Annotated in this window: 18 protein-coding genes; 8 read left to right on the forward strand and 10 right to left on the reverse strand. The window is 75.4% G+C overall.

Annotated elements, in window-relative coordinates:
• The first annotated feature begins 5 nt into the window (after positions 1–5).
• Together ACFVNO_RS19655 and ACFVNO_RS19660 are read left to right on the forward strand one after the other, a co-directional pair.
• Complete coding sequence (locus ACFVNO_RS19655) at positions 6–1,466, forward strand: benzaldehyde dehydrogenase (RefSeq protein ID WP_378894402.1); 1,461 nt, start codon at positions 6–8, stop codon at positions 1,464–1,466.
• Between the two features lie 119 nt (positions 1,467–1,585).
• Positions 1,586–1,942, forward strand: a complete 357-nt coding sequence (locus ACFVNO_RS19660) for a VOC family protein (protein WP_355259242.1) — start codon at positions 1,586–1,588, stop codon at positions 1,940–1,942.
• Positions 1,943–1,949: 7 nt separating this feature from the next.
• On the opposite strand, the gene ACFVNO_RS19665 is transcribed toward ACFVNO_RS19660, so the two are convergent.
• Complete coding sequence (locus tag ACFVNO_RS19665; RefSeq protein ID WP_355259245.1) at positions 1,950–2,825, reverse strand: helix-turn-helix transcriptional regulator; 876 nt, start codon at positions 2,823–2,825, stop codon at positions 1,950–1,952.
• Positions 2,826–3,019: 194 nt separating this feature from the next.
• Here ACFVNO_RS19665 and ACFVNO_RS19670 point away from each other — a divergent pair, with 194 nt between their 5' ends.
• Complete coding sequence (locus tag ACFVNO_RS19670) at positions 3,020–4,645, forward strand: AMP-binding protein (protein ID WP_355259248.1); 1,626 nt, start codon at positions 3,020–3,022, stop codon at positions 4,643–4,645.
• A 57-nt stretch (positions 4,646–4,702) separates the two neighbouring features.
• On the opposite strand, the gene ACFVNO_RS19675 is transcribed toward ACFVNO_RS19670, so the two are convergent.
• Together ACFVNO_RS19675 and ACFVNO_RS19680 are read right to left on the reverse strand one after the other, a co-directional pair.
• Entirely contained in the window at positions 4,703–6,415 is a 1,713-nt protein-coding gene (locus ACFVNO_RS19675) for a dihydroxyacetone kinase family protein (protein WP_378894407.1), read from the reverse strand.
• A 37-nt stretch (positions 6,416–6,452) separates the two neighbouring features.
• Entirely contained in the window at positions 6,453–7,424 is a 972-nt protein-coding gene (locus ACFVNO_RS19680; protein ID WP_378894410.1) for an aldo/keto reductase, read from the reverse strand.
• A 318-nt stretch (positions 7,425–7,742) separates the two neighbouring features.
• Between ACFVNO_RS19680 and gndA the strand changes: the two genes are divergently transcribed.
• The gene (gene gndA / locus ACFVNO_RS19685) at positions 7,743–9,182 is read left to right on the forward strand and encodes an NADP-dependent phosphogluconate dehydrogenase (RefSeq protein WP_355259257.1); all 1,440 of its coding nucleotides are present in this window, start codon (positions 7,743–7,745) and stop codon (positions 9,180–9,182) included.
• 33 nt (positions 9,183–9,215) lie between these two features.
• Here the strand turns inward: gndA and ACFVNO_RS19690 are convergent, their stop codons facing one another.
• Positions 9,216–9,482 carry a BON domain-containing protein gene (locus ACFVNO_RS19690; RefSeq protein ID WP_220561636.1) on the reverse strand — a complete coding sequence of 89 codons (267 nt, stop codon included), beginning with the start codon at positions 9,480–9,482 and terminating at the stop codon, positions 9,216–9,218.
• 259 nt (positions 9,483–9,741) lie between these two features.
• Here ACFVNO_RS19690 and ACFVNO_RS19695 point away from each other — a divergent pair, with 259 nt between their 5' ends.
• Both ACFVNO_RS19695 and ACFVNO_RS19700 read left to right on the forward strand, forming a co-directional pair.
• Complete coding sequence (locus tag ACFVNO_RS19695) at positions 9,742–10,170, forward strand: CPCC family cysteine-rich protein (RefSeq protein ID WP_378894415.1); 429 nt, start codon at positions 9,742–9,744, stop codon at positions 10,168–10,170.
• A gap of 186 nt (positions 10,171–10,356) precedes the next feature.
• Positions 10,357–11,127: an isocitrate lyase/phosphoenolpyruvate mutase family protein gene (locus ACFVNO_RS19700; RefSeq protein WP_378894418.1), complete on the forward strand. Its 771-nt coding sequence runs from the start codon at positions 10,357–10,359 to the stop codon at positions 11,125–11,127.
• Between the two features lie 89 nt (positions 11,128–11,216).
• On the opposite strand, the gene ACFVNO_RS19705 is transcribed toward ACFVNO_RS19700, so the two are convergent.
• The 5 genes from ACFVNO_RS19705 to ACFVNO_RS19725 all read right to left on the reverse strand — a co-directional run bounded on the left by ACFVNO_RS19705 (position 11,217) and on the right by ACFVNO_RS19725 (position 16,366).
• Complete coding sequence (locus ACFVNO_RS19705) at positions 11,217–12,503, reverse strand: DUF3500 domain-containing protein (protein WP_378894421.1); 1,287 nt, start codon at positions 12,501–12,503, stop codon at positions 11,217–11,219.
• Positions 12,504–12,784: 281 nt separating this feature from the next.
• A complete protein-coding gene (locus ACFVNO_RS19710) occupies positions 12,785–13,363 on the reverse strand; it encodes a dihydrofolate reductase family protein (protein ID WP_378894424.1) in 579 nt (192 codons plus the stop codon).
• A gap of 222 nt (positions 13,364–13,585) precedes the next feature.
• Positions 13,586–14,878 carry an Ig-like domain-containing protein gene (locus ACFVNO_RS19715; protein ID WP_378894427.1) on the reverse strand — a complete coding sequence of 431 codons (1,293 nt, stop codon included), beginning with the start codon at positions 14,876–14,878 and terminating at the stop codon, positions 13,586–13,588.
• Between the two features lie 273 nt (positions 14,879–15,151).
• Complete coding sequence (locus tag ACFVNO_RS19720; protein WP_355259278.1) at positions 15,152–15,787, reverse strand: DUF305 domain-containing protein; 636 nt, start codon at positions 15,785–15,787, stop codon at positions 15,152–15,154.
• Positions 15,788–15,886: 99 nt separating this feature from the next.
• The gene (locus ACFVNO_RS19725) at positions 15,887–16,366 is read right to left on the reverse strand and encodes a hypothetical protein (RefSeq protein ID WP_378894430.1); all 480 of its coding nucleotides are present in this window, start codon (positions 16,364–16,366) and stop codon (positions 15,887–15,889) included.
• A 393-nt stretch (positions 16,367–16,759) separates the two neighbouring features.
• On the opposite strand from ACFVNO_RS19725, the gene ACFVNO_RS19730 reads away from it, so the two are divergent.
• Together ACFVNO_RS19730 and ACFVNO_RS19735 are read left to right on the forward strand one after the other, a co-directional pair.
• On the forward strand, positions 16,760–17,173 hold the full coding sequence (locus ACFVNO_RS19730) for a hypothetical protein (protein ID WP_378894433.1): 414 nt from the start codon (positions 16,760–16,762) through the stop codon (positions 17,171–17,173).
• Between the two features lie 48 nt (positions 17,174–17,221).
• Positions 17,222–18,016: a helix-turn-helix domain-containing protein gene (locus ACFVNO_RS19735; RefSeq protein ID WP_378894435.1), complete on the forward strand. Its 795-nt coding sequence runs from the start codon at positions 17,222–17,224 to the stop codon at positions 18,014–18,016.
• Between the two features lie 92 nt (positions 18,017–18,108).
• Here ACFVNO_RS19735 and ACFVNO_RS19740 read toward each other — a convergent pair whose 3' ends face one another.
• The gene (locus ACFVNO_RS19740) at positions 18,109–18,879 is read right to left on the reverse strand and encodes a DUF1963 domain-containing protein (protein ID WP_378894437.1); all 771 of its coding nucleotides are present in this window, start codon (positions 18,877–18,879) and stop codon (positions 18,109–18,111) included.
• Positions 18,880–18,910 lie beyond the last annotated feature (31 nt).

An 18,910-nucleotide genomic window follows, 5' to 3' on the forward strand; every position in this document is an offset into this window, starting at 1 on the left:
TACCCATGACCGAGACCCTGCTGGCGGACGGCCGCTGGTCGTCACGCATCCACACCGACGGCTGGCGGCCCGCCCCCGCCACCCGTACCGTCACCGCCCCCGCCACCGGCGAGGCCCTGGGCGAGGTCGGCCTGGCCACCGCCGCCGACGCCGCCGAGGCCGCCGAACGCGCCGACGGCGCCCGCCGCGCGTGGGCCGCCCGCACCCCCGCCGAGCGCGCCGCCGTGCTGCGCCGCGCCGGGGACCTGTTCGAGCGGCACGCCGAGGAGATCCGGGACTGGATCGTCAGGGAGGCCGGGAGCATCCCGCCCAAGGCCGCCATGGAGACGACCATCGCCGCCGCCGAATGCCACGAGGCGGCCGCCCTGCCCACCCACCCGCACGGCGACGTCCTCACCTCCAACGACGACCACTGGTCGTTCGCCCGCCGCCGCCCGGCCGGGGTGGTGAGCGTCATCGCCCCGTTCAACTTCCCGCTCATCCTGGCCATCCGCTCGGTCGCGCCCGCCCTGGCCCTGGGCAACGCCGTCCTGCTCAAGCCCGACCCGCGCACCACCGTCTCGGGCGGGGTGTCCATCGTCCGCGTCTTCGAGGAGGCCGGGCTGCCCGCGGGGGTGCTCCAGCTGCTGCCCGGCGGCGCCGACGTGGGCGAGGCCGTCGTGACCGCGCCCGCGGTGCGCGTGGTGTCCTTCACCGGCTCCACCCCGGCCGGCCGCAGGGTGGGCGAGGCCGCCGCCCGCCACCTCAAGCGCGCCCACCTGGAGCTGGGCGGCAACAACGCCCAGGTCGTGCTGCCCGGGGCGGACCTGGCCAGGGCCGTTTCCGCCGGGGCGACGGGGTCGTTCCTGCACCAGGGCCAGATCTGCATGAGCACCGGCCGCCACCTGGTCCACGAGTCCCTGTACGAGGAGTACGTGGCGGCGCTGGCCGAGAAGGCCGGCCGCCTGCCCGTCGGCGACCCGGCCGCCGGGTCGGTCGCCCTGGGGCCGATCATCGACCGGGGCCAGCTGGAGCGGGTGCACGGCATCGTCACCGCCACCGTCGAGGCGGGCGGCAGGCTCGCCGCGGGCGGCACCTTCGAGGGGCTGTTCTACCGGCCGACCGTGTTGTGCGACCTCACCCCGGACATGCCCGCCTGGCGGGAGGAGCTGTTCGGCCCGGTCGCCCCGGTGCTGCCGTTCGCCACGCCGGACGAGGCGGTCGCGCTGGTCAACGACTCCGAGTACGCGCTGTCGGTCAGCCTGCTGGGCGAGGTCGGCGAGGCCATGCGGATCGCCGACCGCATCGACACCGGCAAGCTGCACATCAACGAGCACACCGTCGCCGACGAGGCCAACGCCCCGTTCGGCGGGTGGCGCGACTCCGGCACCGGCTCCCGGTTCGGCGGGGCGCAGGCCAACATCGAGGCGTTCACCGAGACCCAGTGGCTCACCGTCCGCTCCGACATCCCCGGCTACTCCTTCTGACCCGTCCGGCCCGGGCGCCCCGCGGGGCACCCGGGCCGGTGTCGGCGGCCTGCGGTAGCCTGCGCCCTCCGGGGGCCGGAGCGCCCGGCGCCGCCGGCGAACGGAGAGAGGGGACGGCCATGGCCTCGATGACCCACCTGTACGCGGTCCTGCCGGTCACGGACGTGGAGGCCTCGCTCGGCTGGTACACGGCGCTCTTCGGCCGGCCCGCCGACGAGGTGGTCGGGGAGGAGACGATGTGGCGGGTGGACGAGGCGGCCTGGGTCGTCGTCGCCGCCCACCCCGACCGCGCAGGCGGCGGCATACTCACCCTCGGCGTCACCGGACTCGACCGGATCCTGGCGCGGCTGACCGCCCACGGCGCCGGCCGCGAACCGGTGGAGACCTACGGCAACGGCGTCCGGCACGTCGTCGCCCGCGACCCCGACGGCAACAGCGTGTCGCTGGCCGAGGCGCCCCCGGCCGAGTCCCCGTGAGCGCCGGTCAGGGCAGGAGGCCCGCCCGGCGGGCCGCCACGACCGTCTCCATCCGGGTGTGGGTGCCGAGCTTGCGCATCGCGCCGCGCAGGTAGCTCTTGACGGTCTCCGCGCCCAGTCCCAGGCGGCGGCCCACCTCCGCGTTGCCGCAGCCCACGGCCACCAGCGCGAGCACGTCCACCTCCCGCGGCGCCAGCGCCGGGGCCGGCGCCCGCCCGGGGGCCGGGCCGGACAGCCGGTCGCACACGCCGCGCAGCCGGTCGCGCAGCTCCGGGTCGGTCACCTCCTGGGCGATCGCCCGCAGCTCGGCGTGCGCCTCGCGCAGCCGCTCCCAGTCGGGCCCCGTACGCGGGTCGCGCGCCGCCCGCGTGATCTCGGCGGTCTCCACCCCCGCCACCCGGCGCTCCACCTCCGCGCGCACCGCCAGCTCGGCGGCCAGCCGGGACGCCGCGTGCTCCAGCGCGGCCACCGTGCGCGCGCCGATCGGCAGCGGCTCGCGCACCCCGCCGTACAGCAGCGCCGCCACCGACCCCGCCACCACGACCGGCACCGCGGCGACCGCGCGCAGCCCCTCGGCGCCCACCGGCGCGTCGTACTCGTGGCTGATCCGCCGGTCGGCGACGTAGTCGTCCACGCTGCCCGGCCGGCCGGTGACCAGCACCCGCCCGCCCAGGCCGCTGCCGCCCCGGATCACCAGCCCCCGCAGGGCGTCGGTGCGCGCCCCCGCGATCTCGGTCAGCCGCACCGCCGTCCGCTCCGGCGCCGCCGTGCCGCCGAACAGCACGGGCAGGCCGGTGGTGCGCCGCGCCCGGCCCAGGGCGGCGCGGACGAGCACGGACACCCGGGGCACCAGGGAACCGGACGGGAGATGCGCGAGGGCCATCGGATCCTCCTGTGGGCCACCGGGCGCGGCGGGTGCGGGCGGACGCCCCGTCGGCACGGGGCACGGCCGCCGCCTCCCGCCGTGCGGACGGCGGCCGGAACGGCCGTGTGACCAGGATTACACACCGGCGCCGTCGGGAGACCACCCCCGAAAGGGGGTGGCGGGCCCCGGCGGCGTGCCCGATGCTCGGCCCCATGGGCGACACACGACTCTCCTACGCGTCCGGGACCTCCGACACCCCCCTGCTGGGCGACACCATCGGCGCGAACCTGGCGCGCACCGCCGCCCGCCACCCCGACCGCGAAGCGCTGGTGGAGGCCGAGACCGGCCGCCGCTGGACCTACGCCGAGTTCGACGCGGCCGTCGACGCGGTGGCCCGGGGCCTGCTGGCCCGCGGCGTCGCCCGGGGCGACCGGGTCGGCATCTGGTCCCCCAACAACGCCGAATGGGTCCTCACCCAGTACGCCACCGCGCGCATCGGGGCGGTCCTGACCAACGTCAACCCCGCCTACCGCTCCCACGAGCTCGACTACGTGGTCCGCCAGTCCGGCATGCGGCTCATGGTCGCCGCCACCGCGCACAGGTCCAGCGACTACCGGGCGATGCTCGCCGAGATCCGGTTCACCGAGACCGTGTTCATCGGCACCCCCGACTGGGACGCCCTGGTGGAGGCCGGGAGCGCCGTCGACCCCGGCGCCCTGGACGCCCGCGCCGCCGAGCTGTCCTGCGACGACCCCGTCAACATCCAGTACACGTCGGGCACCACCGGGTTCCCCAAGGGCGCGACCCTGTCGCACCACAACATCCTCAACAACGGGTACTTCGTCGCCCGTGGCCTGGGCTACACCGAACACGACCGGGTCTGCCTGCCCGTCCCGCTGTACCACTGCTTCGGCATGGTCATGGGCAACCTGGCGGCCACCTCCCACGGCGCGTGCATGGTGCTGCCCTCCGCGGCGTTCGACCCCGCGGCCGCGCTGCGCGCCGTCCAGGACGAGCGCTGCACCTCCCTGTACGGGGTGCCGACCATGTTCATCGCCGAGCTCGACCACCCCGACTTCGCCCGCTACGACCTGTCCACCCTGCGCACCGGCATCATGGCAGGCTCGCCCTGCCCGGTGGAGGTCATGAAGCGGGTCGTCGGCGAGATGAACATGGCCGAGGTCGCCATCTGCTACGGGATGACCGAGACCTCCCCGGTGTCCACCATGACCCGCCGCGACGACGACCTGCGCCGCCGCACCGAGACCGTCGGCCGGGTCATGCCGCACCTGGAGGTGAAGGTGGTCCGCCCCGGCACCACGGTCACCGCGCCGCGCGGCGAGGCGGGGGAGCTGTGCACCCGCGGCTACTCGGTGATGCTCGGCTACTGGGACGAACCGGACAAGACCGTCGAGGCCATCGACTCCGCCCGCTGGATGCACACCGGCGACCTGGCCGTCATGGACGACGAGGGCTACGTGGACATCGTCGGCCGGATCAAGGACATGGTCATCCGCGGCGGCGAGAACATCTACCCCCGCGAGGTCGAGGAGTACCTGTACACCCACCCCGACATCGCGGACGTACAGGTCATCGGCGTCCCCGACCGCAAGTACGGCGAGGAGCTCATGGCCTGGGTGATCATGCGCCCGGGCGCCGAACCCCTCACCGAGCGGGCGCTGGCGGAGTTCTGCGAGGGGCGGCTGGCCCACTACAAGATCCCGCGCCGCGTCCACGTCGTCGACGCGTTCCCCATGACCGTCACCGGCAAGGTCCGCAAGGTCGAGATGCGCCAGGCCGCCATCGACCTGCTCGGACTGCACGACCACCGGGGATGACGGGCCGGGGCCGGGCCCCTGAAAGGGGAGGGGCCCGCCCCGGCGCGGCCGGCCCGGTCAGCGGCCGGCGACCTCCCGCAGGCCGGGCAGGCCCGCGGCCGCCTCCGGCTCGTAGACCCGCGCGAGGACGAGGAACAGCAGCGCCACCCCCAGGGCACCGGGGTCGGGGACCCCGACGGCGCGCTCGCCCACGTAGCTGGCGCGGCCGCGCCGCGGGGTGAGGTCCGCCGTACCCGCCGCGCCCCGGGCCGCGGCCTCGGCCGCGGCGCTGAAGGGGGCGTCCGACCCGTCCCGGGCGGCGTCCCCCAGCGCCCGGGCGGCGGGCGCGAGCGCGTCCACCAGGGTGCTGTCGCCGACCTCGGCGCCGCCCACCCGCCGGACGGCGGCCAGGCCCGCCTCCGCGGCCTCCGCCGCCGAGCGCGCGTCTGGCACCCCCTCCTCCGGCCAGGCCACCGCGCCGAGCTGCTGGAACAGGAGGCCGAAGAGCGGCCCGCTGGTACCGCCCACGTCGTCCAGGAACGCCCGGGCCAGCGCCCCCATGCCGCCGCCCGCCGCCCCGTCCAGGGCCTGAGCCCGGCGCACCCCGCCCAGGAGGTTGTCGCCGAAGTCGCCGTCGCCGACGAGCTGGTCGAGCGCGGTGAGGTCGTCGCGCGACTCCGCGACGGCCTCGGCGAAGCGGTCCAGGACGGTCCGGCCGGACGGGTCGGCGGCGCCCTCCGCCTCCGGGGCCGGCCCGGGCCGCACCACCGCCCCGGCCGCGGCCTCCGCCGTCAGCGTGCGGGAGGGGAGCACCAGCGGGGTGTCCGAGGGCGCGGTCCACAGCTGTACCCACTCCGGTTCCATCCGGGTCAGGGTGAGGGAGAACCCGGACATGTCCAGGGCCGCGGTGAAGGTCCCGGGCACCACCGCCAGGGGCTCGGCGCCGCGCGCGGACAGCGCGTCGTACAGCAGCGAGCCGACGGCGTGCAGCTCCAGGCCGGTGGTGGCGCCCAGGCCGTTGACCAGCGCCAGCACGCGCTCCTGCCCGGCGGGTAGGGCCGCGAGCAGGTCGTCGGCCATGCGTTCCACCAGCTTCTCGACGGGGAGGCGCTCGACGGTGCCGGTGCCGCGCTCGCCGTGGATCCCCACCCCGTACTCCAGGGTCCCGGCGTCCAGGGCGAAGGCGGGCTCCCCGGTCGCCGGGGAGGTCTGCGCCCGGGCGGCCACCGCGATGCTGCGCGAGCGCGCCACGATCCGCGCGCCCAGGTCGGCGAGCTCGTCGAGCCCGGCCCCCTGGTCGGCGCGGGCGCCGAGCAGCTTCTCCAGCACGACGGTCGCCGCGGTGCCGCGGCGGCCGGTCGCGGAGTCCTCGCCGTCGGTGGCCAGGTCGTCGTCGACCAGGACGGTGGCGACCGGGACCCCCTCGTGGCGCAGGCGCTCGGCGGCGATCCCGAAGTTGATGACGTCGCCGGTGTAGTTCTTCACGATGAGCAGGACCCCGCCGTCCCCGGCGACGGCCGCGCAGGCCGCGTGGATCTGCCGGTTGTGCGGGGAGGCGAAGACCGCGCCCGGGCAGACGGCGTCCAGGCCGCCGGGCCCCAGCAGGCCGGTGTGCAGCGGCTCGTGCCCGGAGCCGCCGCCCGACACCAGCGCGACGGTGCGGCCCGGGGCGCGGGTCCTCGCGCGCAGGAACAGGGGGTCCTCGTGGACCTCGATCAGGCCGGGGTGGGCCAGGGCGAGACCGCGCGCGGCGGTCGCGACCGGGTCGGCGGACGGCAGGAAGTGGGTCATCGGTGCTCCGTTCGGTGTGGGGACGGTCGGGCGGGTCTCAGTGCCAGGCCAGCCGGGACCGCCGCGCCCAGTAGGCGTCGGCGGGCTCGGCCAGCGCGGCGAGCCCGTCCCGCTGTCCGGGGTCCAGGACGATGTCGGCGGCGCGGAGGTTGGCGGCGAGCTGGTCGACGGTGGCGGCCCCGGAGAGCACGATGTCGGCCCAGGGCTGCGCGATGACGGCCGCCAACGCGACGGCGTCACTCGTCGTACCCGTTTCGCGGGCGATCCGCGCCACCGGCTCCAGCTCCGGTGCCAGGTGCGGGCCGGCCAGGCGGCCGTTGGCCATGGCCTCCTTGACGATCACCGTGCGGCCCTCGGCGTGCGCCTGCGCCAGCGCCTCGCCCGCGGAGCGCTCCAGCACGTTGTAGGTGCTCTGCACGCTGTTGAACAGGGGCCGCCCGCCCACCGTGACCTCCAGCGCCGCGCGGATGGTCTCCGCCTGGCGGGGGCCGCTGGTGGACAGGCCGACGGTCACCCCCTCGGCGGCCAGCCGGGCCAGCTCCCCGTGCAGCTCGGTGTCGCCCAGCGCCGGGCTCTCGGGGGTCACCGAGTGGACCTGGTAGACGCCCAGCCGGCCGCCGAGCAGCGCGCGGGTCTCGGCGAGCTGGCGGCGGTACTCGGCGACGCCGTGGTCCTTGACCTCGTGGACATCGGCGTCGGTGCGCCAGCCGGCGGTGTAGGTGTAGCCCCACTTGCTGCCGACCACCACGTCCGCGACCCGGGGCCGGGCCGCCAGCCACCCGGCCAGGAACTCCTCGGCCAGGCCGTAGGAGCGGGCGGCGTCGAAGTAGCGCACGCCGCGCTCGTAGGCGGCGTCCATCAGGGCGAACGCCCGCTCCCGCAGCGCCTCGGGCGAGCGTACGGCGGGCAGGTCCGTGTCCCGGCCCAGGTTGATGTAGCCGGGCCGCCCGACGGCGGCCAGGCCCAGGCCGATGCGCAGGGGCGGTGCGGTCCGTGGAGTCGCGGTCAAGAGAGGAGCCTTCCGAGCGGTCTGCGGTCGGTGCCGTGCGGGCGGCGGTCCGCCCGCTCCGGTCACCCATCCTGCGCGATCCGGGCGCCGATCGCCACGAGGGCGGTCCGGCGCCCCGGCTCCGGCGGCGAACGCCGCCGCGCCCGCCGGGATTCCGGCGGCCGGGGTGGCGTTTCACACCGGGCCACCGGCGCGTGGACACCGCGCCGCGGCGGCGGGCGCTTGTAGGGTCCCAGGGGTACGGGCGGATCGCGCCACGGCCCGCCGGGCGGCGCTCCGTCGAGAGGATTCGGGTTCTCGGTCCAGGAGCGGACGAACATGGGCAGTACGGCTCAGATCGGTGTCACAGGCCTCGCGGTGATGGGGCGCAACCTCGCACGCAACTTCGCGCGCAACGGCTACACGGTGGCCGTGCACAACCGGACGGCGGCGCGCACCCGCGCCCTCGTCGAGGAGTTCGGCGGCGAAGGCGACTTCGTCGCGACGGAGACCGCCGAGGAGTTCGTGGCGGCCCTGGAGCGGCCGCGCCGCCTCGTCGTCATGGTCAAGGCGGGCGAGCCCACCGACGCGGTGATCGCCGAGTTCGCCCCGCTGCTGGAACCCGGCGACATGATCGTCGACGGCGGCAACGCGCACTTCGCCGACACCCGGCGCCGCGAGCGCGAACTGCGCGAGCGCGGCATCCACTTCGTCGGCACCGGGGTCTCCGGCGGCGAGGAGGGCGCACTGAACGGGCCCAGCATCATGCCCGGCGGGTCCGCGGAGTCCTACGAGGCCCTGGGCCCGATGCTGGAGAGGATCGCCGCCAGGGCCGACGACGGCGCGCCCTGCGTCACCCACGTCGGCCCCGACGGCGCCGGGCACTTCGTCAAGATGGTGCACAACGGCATCGAGTACGCCGACATGCAGCTCATCGGCGAGGCCTACCAGCTGCTGCGCGACATCGCGGGGTACGACCCGGCGCGGATCGCCGACGTGTTCCGGCGCTGGAACACCGGCCGCCTCGACTCCTATCTCATCGAGATCACCGCCGAGGTGCTCTCCCACGTGGACGCCGCCACGGGGAAGCCGTTCGTGGACGTGGTCCAGGACCGGGCCGAGCAGAAGGGCACCGGCCGCTGGACGGTGCAGACCGCCCTGGACCTGGGCGTCCCGGTGTCGGGGATCGCCGAGGCGGTGTTCGCCCGGTCGCTGTCGGGCCACGCCGACCTGCGCGCCGCCTCCCGCGGGCTGCCGGGGCCGACGGCCCGGCCGCTGCCGCCGGAGCGGGCCGAGGCGTTCGCCGACCGGGTGGAGCAGGCGCTGTACGCGTCCAAGATCGTGTCGTACACGCAGGGGTTCCACCAGATCGCCGCCGCGAGCGCGGAGTACGGCTGGGGGATCGACGCGGGCGCGGTGGCCCGGATCTGGCGCGGCGGCTGCATCATCCGGGCCGCGTTCCTGGACCGGATCACGGCCGCCTACGAGGCCGACCCGGGACTGGTGTCGCTGCTGTCGGACGCGGAGTTCGCGCGGGAGATCGGCCGGGCCCAGGACGACTGGCGGTCCGTCGTGTCCCTCGCCGTCGCCGAGGGGGTGCCGGTGCCGGGGTTCGCCGCGGCGCTGGCGTACTACGACGGGATGCGCGCGGACCGGCTGCCCGCCGCCCTCACCCAGGGCCAGCGGGACTACTTCGGCGCGCACACCTACCGCCGCACCGACCGCGAGGGGGTCTTCCACACCCTCTGGGGCGGCGACCGCTCCGAGGTCGAGGGCTGAGGCGCCCCGGCCTCCGGGCCCGGCCCCGCGGCGTCAGTCGGCGGAACGCTGCCGCGGGGCCCGTTCCACGTCCAGGCCCTCGGCGGACACGCCGGTCACCCCGTGGGTGGCGGCGGCGATCTCGATCGCCTCGCGCCGCTGCTCCTCGGTGACCGGCAGGACCGAGGACAAGGTCACGCGGCCCCCGGTGCTCTCGACCGAGATCGCCTCCTCGGGCAGGCCCAGTCGCTCGGCCAGATCCCCGCGGATCTTGGAGCCGATGAGTCGGTCCGAAAGCGCGCTCCGTGTGGCACCGGCCATCGCGGTCCCCTTCCTCTCCTCGCGGGCGTGCGCCCTGCTTCGGACATCCTCCTGGTCACCGGCGGCCGGAGCCAAGAGCCCACCCGCCGCGCCCCGCCGGGGGCGGAGCTTCGTGGTTCTCTGTGGTGTTTCGTCCCTGCCCCGCGCCCGACGGGACCCGGGATTCGGCCCTGCTGAGCGCCCCCTTTCGGTCCGGCTCCTCGCCGCCCTCCCGCCCCCGGCGGTACGCTGCGACCCCCGACCGAAAGCGAGCGCCCCCATGCCCCCCGAGCCCCGCCCACCCGGGCCCGGGCCGTGGCCGTGCCCGTGCTGCGGGTACCTCGTGCACGGGGACGGGCCCGGAGGGCACGGCATCTGCCCGATCTGCCGCTGGCAGGACGACCCCGTCCAGCTGCGGTGGCCGCTGTCCGGGGGAGGCGCGAACCGGTCGTCGCTGCTGGAGGCCCAGCGCCACTACGCCGCCCACGGCGTGTCCCGCGAGGCCGGACGCGCCCACGCCCGGCCCGCGACGGAGCACGACGTGCGCGACCGGGGGTTCCGCCACATCGACCTGCTCATCGACGACATCGAGCTCGCCGCCGACCCCCGCGTGCCCTGGCCCGCCGACCGCACCGAGCTGTACTGGTGGCGCCCCGGCTTCGGCCACTGGCGGAGAGGCCCCCACCACGGAGAGACCCCATGTCCCTGACCGACCCCCGCACGCTCTTCGACGCCGCCGTGGCCGCCGTCGACGGGCCCCCCGGGGGGCGTCCATGTACTGTCGCGCGCCCCGACGCCTGAGCGTCCGGCGGCGGTGATGCGGGGGAGCGCCGGCCCCGCGGTCTAGCATGGCCGGTACCGCAGCAGGAACCATCCGCAGAGAGGTGCGCGCCCCGTGACGTTCGCAGATCTCCACCGGCCCGGCCGACCGTTCGTGCTGCCCAACGCCTGGGACGTCGCCTCGGCCCGGCTGCTCGCCCGCGAGGGCTTCCCCGCGGTCGGCACCACCAGCCTGGGCGTGGCCGCCGCGCACGGCCTGGCCGACGCCTCCCGCAGCGGCGGGGAGGCCACCGCCCGCCTCGCCCGCGACCTGGTCGGCGCGCGCCTGGGCCGGTACCTGACCGTCGACATCGAGGACGGGTTCTCCGACGACCCGGCCGCCGTCGCCGAGTTCGTCGCCGGACTGGGCGTCGACGGGGTGAACATCGAGGACAGCACCCGCGGGGAGCTGATCGCCCCCGAGGCGGCCGCCCGCAAGATCGCCGCCGTCAAGGAGGCGGCCCCCGCCGTCTTCGTCAACGCCCGCACCGACGTCCACTGGCTCGGCGGCACCGACCTCGACGACACGCTCGCCCGGCTCGCGGCCTACGCCGAGGCGGGGGCGGACGGCGTGTTCGCGCCCGGGCTCGCGGACCCCGGCGCCATCGAGGCCGTCGCCGTCGAGATCGCCCTGCCCCTCAACGTCCTGGCCACCCCGGCGCTCGACCTCCGCCGGCTGGGGGAGCTGGGCGTGGCCCGGGTCAGCACCGGCTCCCTGCTCTATCGGGCCGCCCTCGGTCGCGCCGTGGACACAGCCCTGGCCGTCCGCGACGGGCTGCCGCTGCCCGGCGCCGTCTCCTACGCGGACGTGCAGGCCCTCGCCGGGGGCGCCCCGCCCGCGGAGTAGTCCGGCCGGGAGCCCCCGCGCCGGGCGGGCGGCGAGGGGGCCGGACCCCCGTCGCCCCCCGCCCGGGTGGAACACGGCTCCGCCGCCGGTCACCCCTCGTCGCCGGGCGCACCGTCCCCCGGGGCCCCGGAGGGCGGCTCGCCCGTTCCGGGCCCGCCCTCTCCAGGGTCGCCCTCCCCGGGCCCACCCATGCCGGTCGCCTCCTGCTGGGTGACGCTGCCGGCGTAGTCGTTGGCGGGGTCGCGGTAGACGGTGTGGATGTGGCCCCACCCGGACGTGGTGTACCCGTCCACGTCGGCGCCCGCCGACCCCTGCTGGTCGGCGAACTCCACGTAGACGTCCGGCCCCGAGATCTGGAAGTAGATGCCGTCGCCCCGGGACATGTCGTACTCGGTGGCCCCGGACCAGTTCACGTAGGTCTCGTCCAGGGTCGCCTCGATCTCGGCCAGGGCCGCGGCCGTGGTCTCCTCGTCCGCCAAGCCGACCCAGTTCGCGACCACGTCCAGGAGCAGTTGCTTCTGCTCGTCGGTCAGGTCCGCCCCGGCCAGACCGGTCCCCGTCGGGTACGAGCAGGTCCCGCCGGGCGCGCAGGTCAGGTTCCGGACCTCCGACCCCTGGTACAGGTCGGCCTTCTGCTCCTCGGTCAGGCTGTCGTAGAAGGCGAAGGCCGTCTCGTACATGCCCGCGAGCGGCTGGACCTCCTCGCCCTCCTCGTTCGTGTAGACCGCGGGCTGGGAGCCCAGGTGCGTGGGTGCGAACGTGACCGAGTCGTCGGAGCCGTCCAGCGTGGCGTTCAGGCCCAGGTGGTGCCCGCCGAACTGCACCTGCCACGCGCCGGTGTCGGAGGGGTCGCCGAAGAAGGCGATGTAGTACCGCCCCAGCGAGTCCTCGGTGCTGGAGCTGTTCTCCAACAGGAACTCATCGCCGCCCATGATGCCGGTGACGGTCTCGTACCCCTCCTCGCTCAGCAGCGCTTCGAGGACCTCCATGGCCGCCGCCCGCTGCTCCCCGGTCAGGTCGTCCAGGTCCAGCCCGGCCCGGTCGACGAACGTGACCGGGAAGTTCGACCACGTCGTGGTCTTGGACTCGTCGTCGTAGGCGTAAAGCAGTTGCTCGCGCTGCTCGTCCGACAGCGTCTCCATGAACGCCTGGGCGGCGGCCGCGGTGCCGGTGACCGTCTCCTCGCTCGTCGAGGCCGGGGCCGCCGCGTCCGCCGTCGAGGACGTGGTCGCGGCCGGGGCCCCGTCGGCGGAGCCCGTGGCGGCGCACCCGCCGAGCACGAGGACCGCCGACAGGGCCGCCGCGATCCATGCCTTCTTCGTGCGCGCCGGCCGGTGCCGGGCACGCGCGGTTCTCTGGTCGGTGGTGTTCGTCATGGACACGACGGTAGGAAGCGGACCTGGGAGTTCCCTGAGCGCCGACCGTGAGAAGCGCGGGAACGGCGGGTCTCCGCGCCGCACCGCCCGTCCCCGGCCCGGGGCCCGCAGGGCCCCGGAGGCCGCCCCCTCGCCTGCTGGAACACGGCCGCGGCGCCGCCGCGGCCGTCCTCCCGGGCGCACGCCGGAGGGGACGCCCGTCACAGGGCGGGGAGACGGGCGCCACCGTGTGCTCCGCGCCACGGCGGCGCCCCGCGGCCCGGAACGGCTGTGCCCGCCTCTCAGTCGTGCAGGGCGGGCCGGTAGACGAGCTCCTGGATACGGCCGTCGAACGTCCGGCTCGCCACCAGTTCGAGGTCGAAGTCGGCCGCCCCCTCGAAGATCCGGCCGGTCCCGGTCCGGCCGCTGACCACGGGGAAGAGCGTCACCTGGAGGAGGTCGACGAGCCCGGCGGCCATCAGCGCCCGGTTCATCGACAGGCTGCCGTGTGAGCGCAGCGGCACCCCGGACTCCTCCTTGAGCCGGGCGACCACGTCCACGGCGTCACCGGCCGCGAGGGTCGCGTCCGGCCAGTCCAGGGGGCCGGTGAGCGTCGTCGACACCACCGTGGTCGGCATGCTCCGCATCCGGGCGTTCACCGGGTCGAGTTCGGCCTCGGGGATCGGGCCCAGCAGCTCCGTGAACTGCCGGAAGGTGGCCGCCCCGAGGACCAGGCGCTGGTCCGCGCCGAGCACGGCGCGGCGGTCGGCGAGGAACTCCGGTCCCTGCTTGCCCCAGTACCCTCCCCAGTCCCCGTCGGGGCCGTAGGAGCCGTAGCCGTCAAGGGTGGAGAAGACGTCCCAGGTGTAGGTGGCGGTCATGGCGCTCTCCTCGCGTTCGTTCGACGACGTGTCGGTGGTACCGACCAGGCTCCGCCGCGGAACTCATCGTGCTCGACGCCCCGGATCCCCGCCATCTCCCGGGCCCGTGCCCCGAGGGCCGCCGGGGCGCCGTGCCCGCCCGCTTCCCGGAGCCCCCGGCCCGGAGGGAGGACGGCGGGGGCGCGGGCCCGGATCGGCCCGCGCCCCCGGAGGCGTTCGCGCCTACTCCTCGTCCGCTTCGTCGGCCTGCGCGCCGAACGGCGACCCCGGCGGGTTGGAGCCGTCGGTGACCTGCGGCTCGCCCGTGGCGCTCTCGGCCAGCCACTCGTCCCAGCTCAGCTGCCAGTAGCCCCAGCCGTTGTCCCACTCCTTGACGCGGTCGGTCCCGGTGGTCTCCAGGACGTCGCCCATCAGGGTGTTCTCGAAGAACCACCGGGCGTCGTCCATCCGCAGGTTGGTGCACCCGTTGGAGGTGTTGGCGCTGCCGATGTTGCCGTTGTAGGACGCCTCGTGGACGAACTCGCCGCTGTTGGACGTCCGCACCGCGTACTGCACCGTGGTGCTGTACCCGTTGCGCCCCGCGGGCAGTTCGACCGTGTCGGAGTCCATGAGCAGCGTCTCGTACCGCTCCATGAGCACGTGGACGCCGCTGCTGGTGGTGGAGAAGTTCGACGTCCCGTCGCCGTTGCTCACCGGGATGGTGCGCACCTCCTCGCCGTCGACGGTGACGACCATCTCGTGGTCGGGCACGTTCATGTCCATGCGCAGCTCGCGGCCGATCTCGAACTCCAGGCGGTGGTCCCGCACCCCGTACACCCCCTCGGCGGCCCGCACGCCCGCCAGGTGCATCTCCACGCTCACCTGCTGGTAGGGCTCCCAGTAGGTCTCGGGCCGGAACACGACGGTCTTGTCGTCGAGCCACCGCCACGACCCCGCCACGCCCTGCTCGGAGACCACCTTGAGGGAGTTCTCCACCGCGGTCTTCTCGGTGACCGGGAGGTCGAAGCCGATGGTGATCGGCATGCCCACGCCCACGGTCTCACCCGAGGTGGGGAAGTTGTGGCTCAGCTCCAGGCGCTGCCCCTCGACCGCCGCCTCGGTGGTGAACTCGTGCACCAGTTCGGTGGGCTCGCCGTCCGCGTTCTCCGCGGTGGCGGTGACGGTCACGTCGGCGCCGGGGGCCAGGTTCCAGTCGGCGGTCCAGGCGGTGCCGTCCTCGCTGAGGGTGCCGGTCATCTCGAAGGGGGAGGCCTCGTCCTCGGCCTGGCCGGGGACCACCTGGTCGACCGTGACCTCGGAGATGGTCCCGTTCTCCGCGGTGACGGTGACCGGTGTGTTCGGGGCGACGGCCTCCGCGCCGGCCTCGGGGGCGATGGTGAGGACCGCGGCCTCGGAGCCCGAACCGCCGGGGTCGTCGCCTCCGTCCGAGGAGGTGCAGGCGGTCGCCGCGAGCGCGAGCGCCGCCAGAGCGATGCCGAACCGGCCCGGAGCCGACGGGGGGATCGTGCCCATCACTGTGGGTCCTCGTTTCCTTAGAACGCTGGTGTCCTATAAGACTCCCGTCCCCGGAAAAGGTTCGCTCATACGGGGCATCCCGGGGCATATTTCGCTCACAGCCGGAGCGCCCCGACCCCCGGCGGGAACGACCGGGGCAGGAGGCGGACCGTGCCGGTCGCCGGGGAGACGACCACCCGGGGACGCCGACCGGCTGTGCGGGACCGGTCCTGGAGGGGACCGGGTGGGCGGGGCCCGGCGCGCCGGTGGCACGCCGGGCCCCGCACGGGCGGATCAGTGCCCCTCGTGCCCCTCGGGGGACCCGGAGGGCGCGTCCGGGGCGGGCCCGGTGCCCAGCATCCCCTGCATCTCCGCGATCTCCTCCTCCTGCGCGTCCACGATCTCCTGCGCCAGCGCGCGGGCCTCGGGGTCGACCCCCTCGGCCAGCTCGGCCTCGGCCATCGCCACCGCGCCCTCGTGGTGGGCGATCATGTGCTCCAGGAACAGGCGGTCGAACTCCTCGCCCTCGGCGGACTCCAGATCGGCCATCTGCTCCTCGGAGAGCATGCCCTCCATCATCCCGTCCGAGTGCTCCATCCCCTCCGGGGAGGTGTCCGCGCCCCAGGACTCCAGCAGCCCGGTCATCTGCTCGATCTCGGGCCCCTGGGCGTCGCGGATGCGCTCGGCCAGGTCGGAGACCTCCTCCCCGGCGCGGGTCTGCGCCAGGTCGGCCATGGCCACGGCCTGCTCGTGGTGCGGGATCATCATCTGCGCGAAGTGCACGTCGGCGTCGTTGAACTCCGCGGCGCTCTCCTGCGCGGCCGGCTCCCGGGGGTCGGCCGGGGCGTCGTCGGTGCCGCAGGCGGCCAGGGCCAGTGCGGCGAAGAGTGCGGCGGCGGTGCCCTTGAGGGCACGGTTCACGAAGGTCATGGCGACCTCGTTTCCTCTCGTCTGTGGGTGTTCTCCGTGCTATCGGCGAGAGGCGGGCGCGGAGCGGCCGCGCGGGACCGTCCGGCGCCCGCGCGGATCCTATATACGGAACACCTGGAGATCGGAGAGGACCGGACGCTTCCCGGCGGCCACCGACGGCGGGTCGTCGCCGCGCAGGGCACCGGTCGCGGCGGCGGGCGCGGGCGGCCCGGGCCAGGGCGTGAAGGCCGTTGCGGCGAGCCCGGCCCACGGCAGCCCGGGGCCGGCGAGCGTGGGGCACACCGACGTGGGGTCCAGCTCCGGCAGCGCGGAGGAGGCGGTCTCCAGGACCGGCTCCACGTGCGCCCCGGAGAGGGTGTGCGCGACGGGCGCCGTGTGGGCGGCGGGCGCGGGGTGCGCACCGTGCGCCGCCTGGGCGGCGGGTGCCGCGTGCGCGGCACCGTGGCCGCGGTCCCCGTGGTCGGCGTGGCCGAGCGTGTGCATGGCACCGAAGGCGGCCAGCAGCACCGCGAGCAGCAGCGCCCGCACCCACGGGGAGAGCCCCGGGGCGAAGGCGGGTCGCTGCGTCGTCGCGGTCACGGCGGCAGTCTACATTCCCCAACCAGGTAGGGGTATCGGGGTCGCCTCCAGGGCGCCCGTGCCGCCGAGCCGTGCCCATGAGCGCTGCACCTGGGCGCCGCCTTCCCTCCCCACCTCTGTGGGGCGCCGCTTCCGGATGCCGTCTCCCCGCCCGGACGCCCTCGTTCCCACCCCGGCCGTGGGGCGCCCTCTCCGGCCGACCGCCCCTCCGTCCCGCCGGGACCGCTCACGCGGACCCCTCCCGCCGAACCTTCGCGCAACGGATCTGATTCGTGTTCGCGCAGTTCAACGGGGCTGTTCGCGTCCTCGATTACCCGAGAGGTAATCGACGCCCTTCCCTCCGGCCGGGATGCTCGGTGGTGTCGACGGACACGACCCGGAAGGGGAACCACCATGACCACCCGTACCGCTCCCGCCACCGCCTCCGCCACCCGGCCGCTGCGCCTGCTGCTGGGCACCGACGCGGCCACCTGCCTCGCCGCCGGAGCGCTGCTCACCGCCGCCTCCCCGTGGCTGCCGGGCCTGCTCGCCCTGCCCGCCGCCCTGCTCGTCCCGGCGGGGGTCTTCCTGCTGGGCTTCGGCGCCTGGCTGGCCCTGCTGGCCTCGGGGCGCGGCCTGACCCGCGCGGCGGTACGGGCCGTCATCGCGATCAACGCCGTCTGGGTCGCGGCCACCGGCGCCCTGGGCCTGGGCGTCCTGGTCGACCCGAACGGGTTCGGCACGGCGTTCCTGCTGGTGCAGGCGGGCGCCGTCGCCGGGCTGGCCGCCCTGGAGGCCGGCGCCCTGGGCCGCGCGGACCTGGCCTGACGCACCGCCCGTCTAAGGTGGTCCGCAGCAACCGGGGAAGGGGGCGGAGTGACCGGGACGACCGAGCGCGCGGAGGCCGGCGGGCTCCTCAGGGAGTGGCGCGGCCGCCGCAGGCTCAGCCAGCTGGAGCTGTCGCTGCGTGCCGGGGTCTCCGCCCGCCACCTGAGCTTCGTGGAGACCGGCCGCTCCCGCCCGGGCCGCGAGATGATCCTGCGGCTGGCCGAGTGCCTGGACGTCCCCCTGCGCGAGCGCAACCGGCTGCTGCTCGCCGCGGGGTACGCACCGGTCTTCGCCGAACGCCCGCTGGACGACGCCGACATGGGCCCGGTGCGGGAGGCCGTCCGCCGGATCCTGGCCGGGCACGACCCGTATCCGGCGGTGGTCGTGGACCGCGACTGGACCCTCATCGAGGCCAATACCGGGATCGGCCTGTTCCTGGAGGCGGTCGATCCCGACCTGCTGGCCCCGCCCGTGAACGTGCTGCGGCTGGGCCTGCACCCGCGCGGCATGGCGCCCGCCATCGTCAACCTCGACCAGTGGCGGGCGCACCTGCTGCACCGACTGCGCCTCCAGGCCGACTGGTCCGGCGACGCCGGCCTGGCCGGGCTCTACCGGGAGCTGGCCGCCTACCCGGGCGGCGACCCGGGGCCGCCCCGCGGGACGCCGCCCATCGCGGTGCCCCTGCGGCTGCGCCTGGGCGGGCGGGAGCTGTCGTTCCTGTCCACGGTGGCGACGTTCGGCACCCCGCTGGACGTCACCGTCTCCGAGCTCGCCATCGAGTCGTTCTTCCCGGCCGACGACGCGACGGCCCGGGCCCTGGGCGCCGTCCGCGCCCCCGCCTGACCTCGGGTCCCCGGAGTCCGGACCCGGAGCCCGGGCCCGGTTCCCGGCTCCGGATCACCCTCCGGACCGGGACGCGGGGCCCCGGGACCGCCTCAGTGGTAGGACCACATCACCATTTCCGCCGCCGCGAAGTTCCGGGCCCGGAGCTCGTCGCGCTGGATGATCCAGAACGGGCACGCCACGATCCCGGGGTCCTCGGGCATGTCCAGCTGGGCCTGGGCCAGCAGCACCCAGCCCCCCTTCTCGTCCTCGGGGGAGGAGTCCATGATGGGCGGGTCCTGCGGCGAGTAGGCGTATCCGCCCAGGATGATGCCGTCCTCCCACTCCACCGTCCGGTGGCCGTGGTCCTCCAGCTGGTACTCCTCGTAGAGGCGCGCGGTCTCCGGGTCGGAGAGGACCGCGTCGTCGGCGCTCGTCGGCAGGCTCGGGACGACCCGGGCGTAGAGAGGGCGCGGTTCGATGACGGGGAGGGCGCTGCCGTCCTCGGGGAGTGCGCGCTCGGTCGTGGGCGTTCCCGCGGGGACGTAGACCACGGAGTCGGAGACCTGCCCCGACGTCTGGCAGTCGGGGTCGGTCCTGTCGGTGAAGAACAGCAGGTGGCCCTCGCGCGGCAGCGGGAGGTGGCAGCCGTCCGGGGGGAGGGCGGCGCAGTCGACGGTCGCGACCAGGTCCAGGCCGTTGTCCCACTCCATGCCCTCGGGAAGCGAGGGGAGGCCGCCGTACCGCCCGACCGGGGCGCCGCCGTCCCTGTTCGAGGGACTGAGCTCGGTCTGGGGCAGGACGAGGCTCAGCGCCAGGTCGATGGCGTGTTCGGGGACGCCCGCTTCGCGTGCTCTGTCGCGGTATGCCTGGGAGGTGTTCATACCGGACATGCTGCCGCAGCCGGGGGACACT

The sequence above is a fragment of the Nocardiopsis sp. NPDC057823 genome, from assembly GCF_042797335.1.
In the GTDB taxonomy this organism is placed as follows: Bacteria; Actinomycetota; Actinomycetes; order Streptosporangiales; family Streptosporangiaceae; genus Nocardiopsis; species Nocardiopsis changdeensis.

Bases quoted from the DNA above. Each gene is read 5' to 3' on its own strand.
- ACFVNO_RS19675 (WP_378894407.1), bottom strand. From the start codon at position 6,415: ATGACCCACTTCCTGCCGTCCGCCGACCCGGTCGCGACCGCCGCGCGC.
- ACFVNO_RS19720 (WP_355259278.1), bottom strand. From the start codon at position 15,787: ATGACCTTCGTGAACCGTGCCCTCAAGGGCACCGCCGCCGCACTCTTC.
- ACFVNO_RS19660 (WP_355259242.1), top strand. From the start codon at position 1,586: ATGGCCTCGATGACCCACCTGTACGCGGTCCTGCCGGTCACGGACGTG.
- ACFVNO_RS19655 (WP_378894402.1), top strand. From the start codon at position 6: ATGACCGAGACCCTGCTGGCGGACGGCCGCTGGTCGTCACGCATCCAC.
- ACFVNO_RS19690 (WP_220561636.1), bottom strand. From the start codon at position 9,482: ATGGCCGGTGCCACACGGAGCGCGCTTTCGGACCGACTCATCGGCTCC.
- ACFVNO_RS19710 (WP_378894424.1), bottom strand. From the start codon at position 13,363: ATGACCGCCACCTACACCTGGGACGTCTTCTCCACCCTTGACGGCTAC.
- ACFVNO_RS19695 (WP_378894415.1), top strand. From the start codon at position 9,742: ATGCCCCCCGAGCCCCGCCCACCCGGGCCCGGGCCGTGGCCGTGCCCG.
- ACFVNO_RS19740 (WP_378894437.1), bottom strand. From the start codon at position 18,879: ATGAACACCTCCCAGGCATACCGCGACAGAGCACGCGAAGCGGGCGTC.
- ACFVNO_RS19730 (WP_378894433.1), top strand. From the start codon at position 16,760: ATGACCACCCGTACCGCTCCCGCCACCGCCTCCGCCACCCGGCCGCTG.
- gndA (WP_355259257.1), top strand. From the start codon at position 7,743: ATGGGCAGTACGGCTCAGATCGGTGTCACAGGCCTCGCGGTGATGGGG.
- ACFVNO_RS19665 (WP_355259245.1), bottom strand. From the start codon at position 2,825: ATGGCCCTCGCGCATCTCCCGTCCGGTTCCCTGGTGCCCCGGGTGTCC.
- ACFVNO_RS19705 (WP_378894421.1), bottom strand. From the start codon at position 12,503: ATGACGAACACCACCGACCAGAGAACCGCGCGTGCCCGGCACCGGCCG.
- ACFVNO_RS19670 (WP_355259248.1), top strand. From the start codon at position 3,020: ATGGGCGACACACGACTCTCCTACGCGTCCGGGACCTCCGACACCCCC.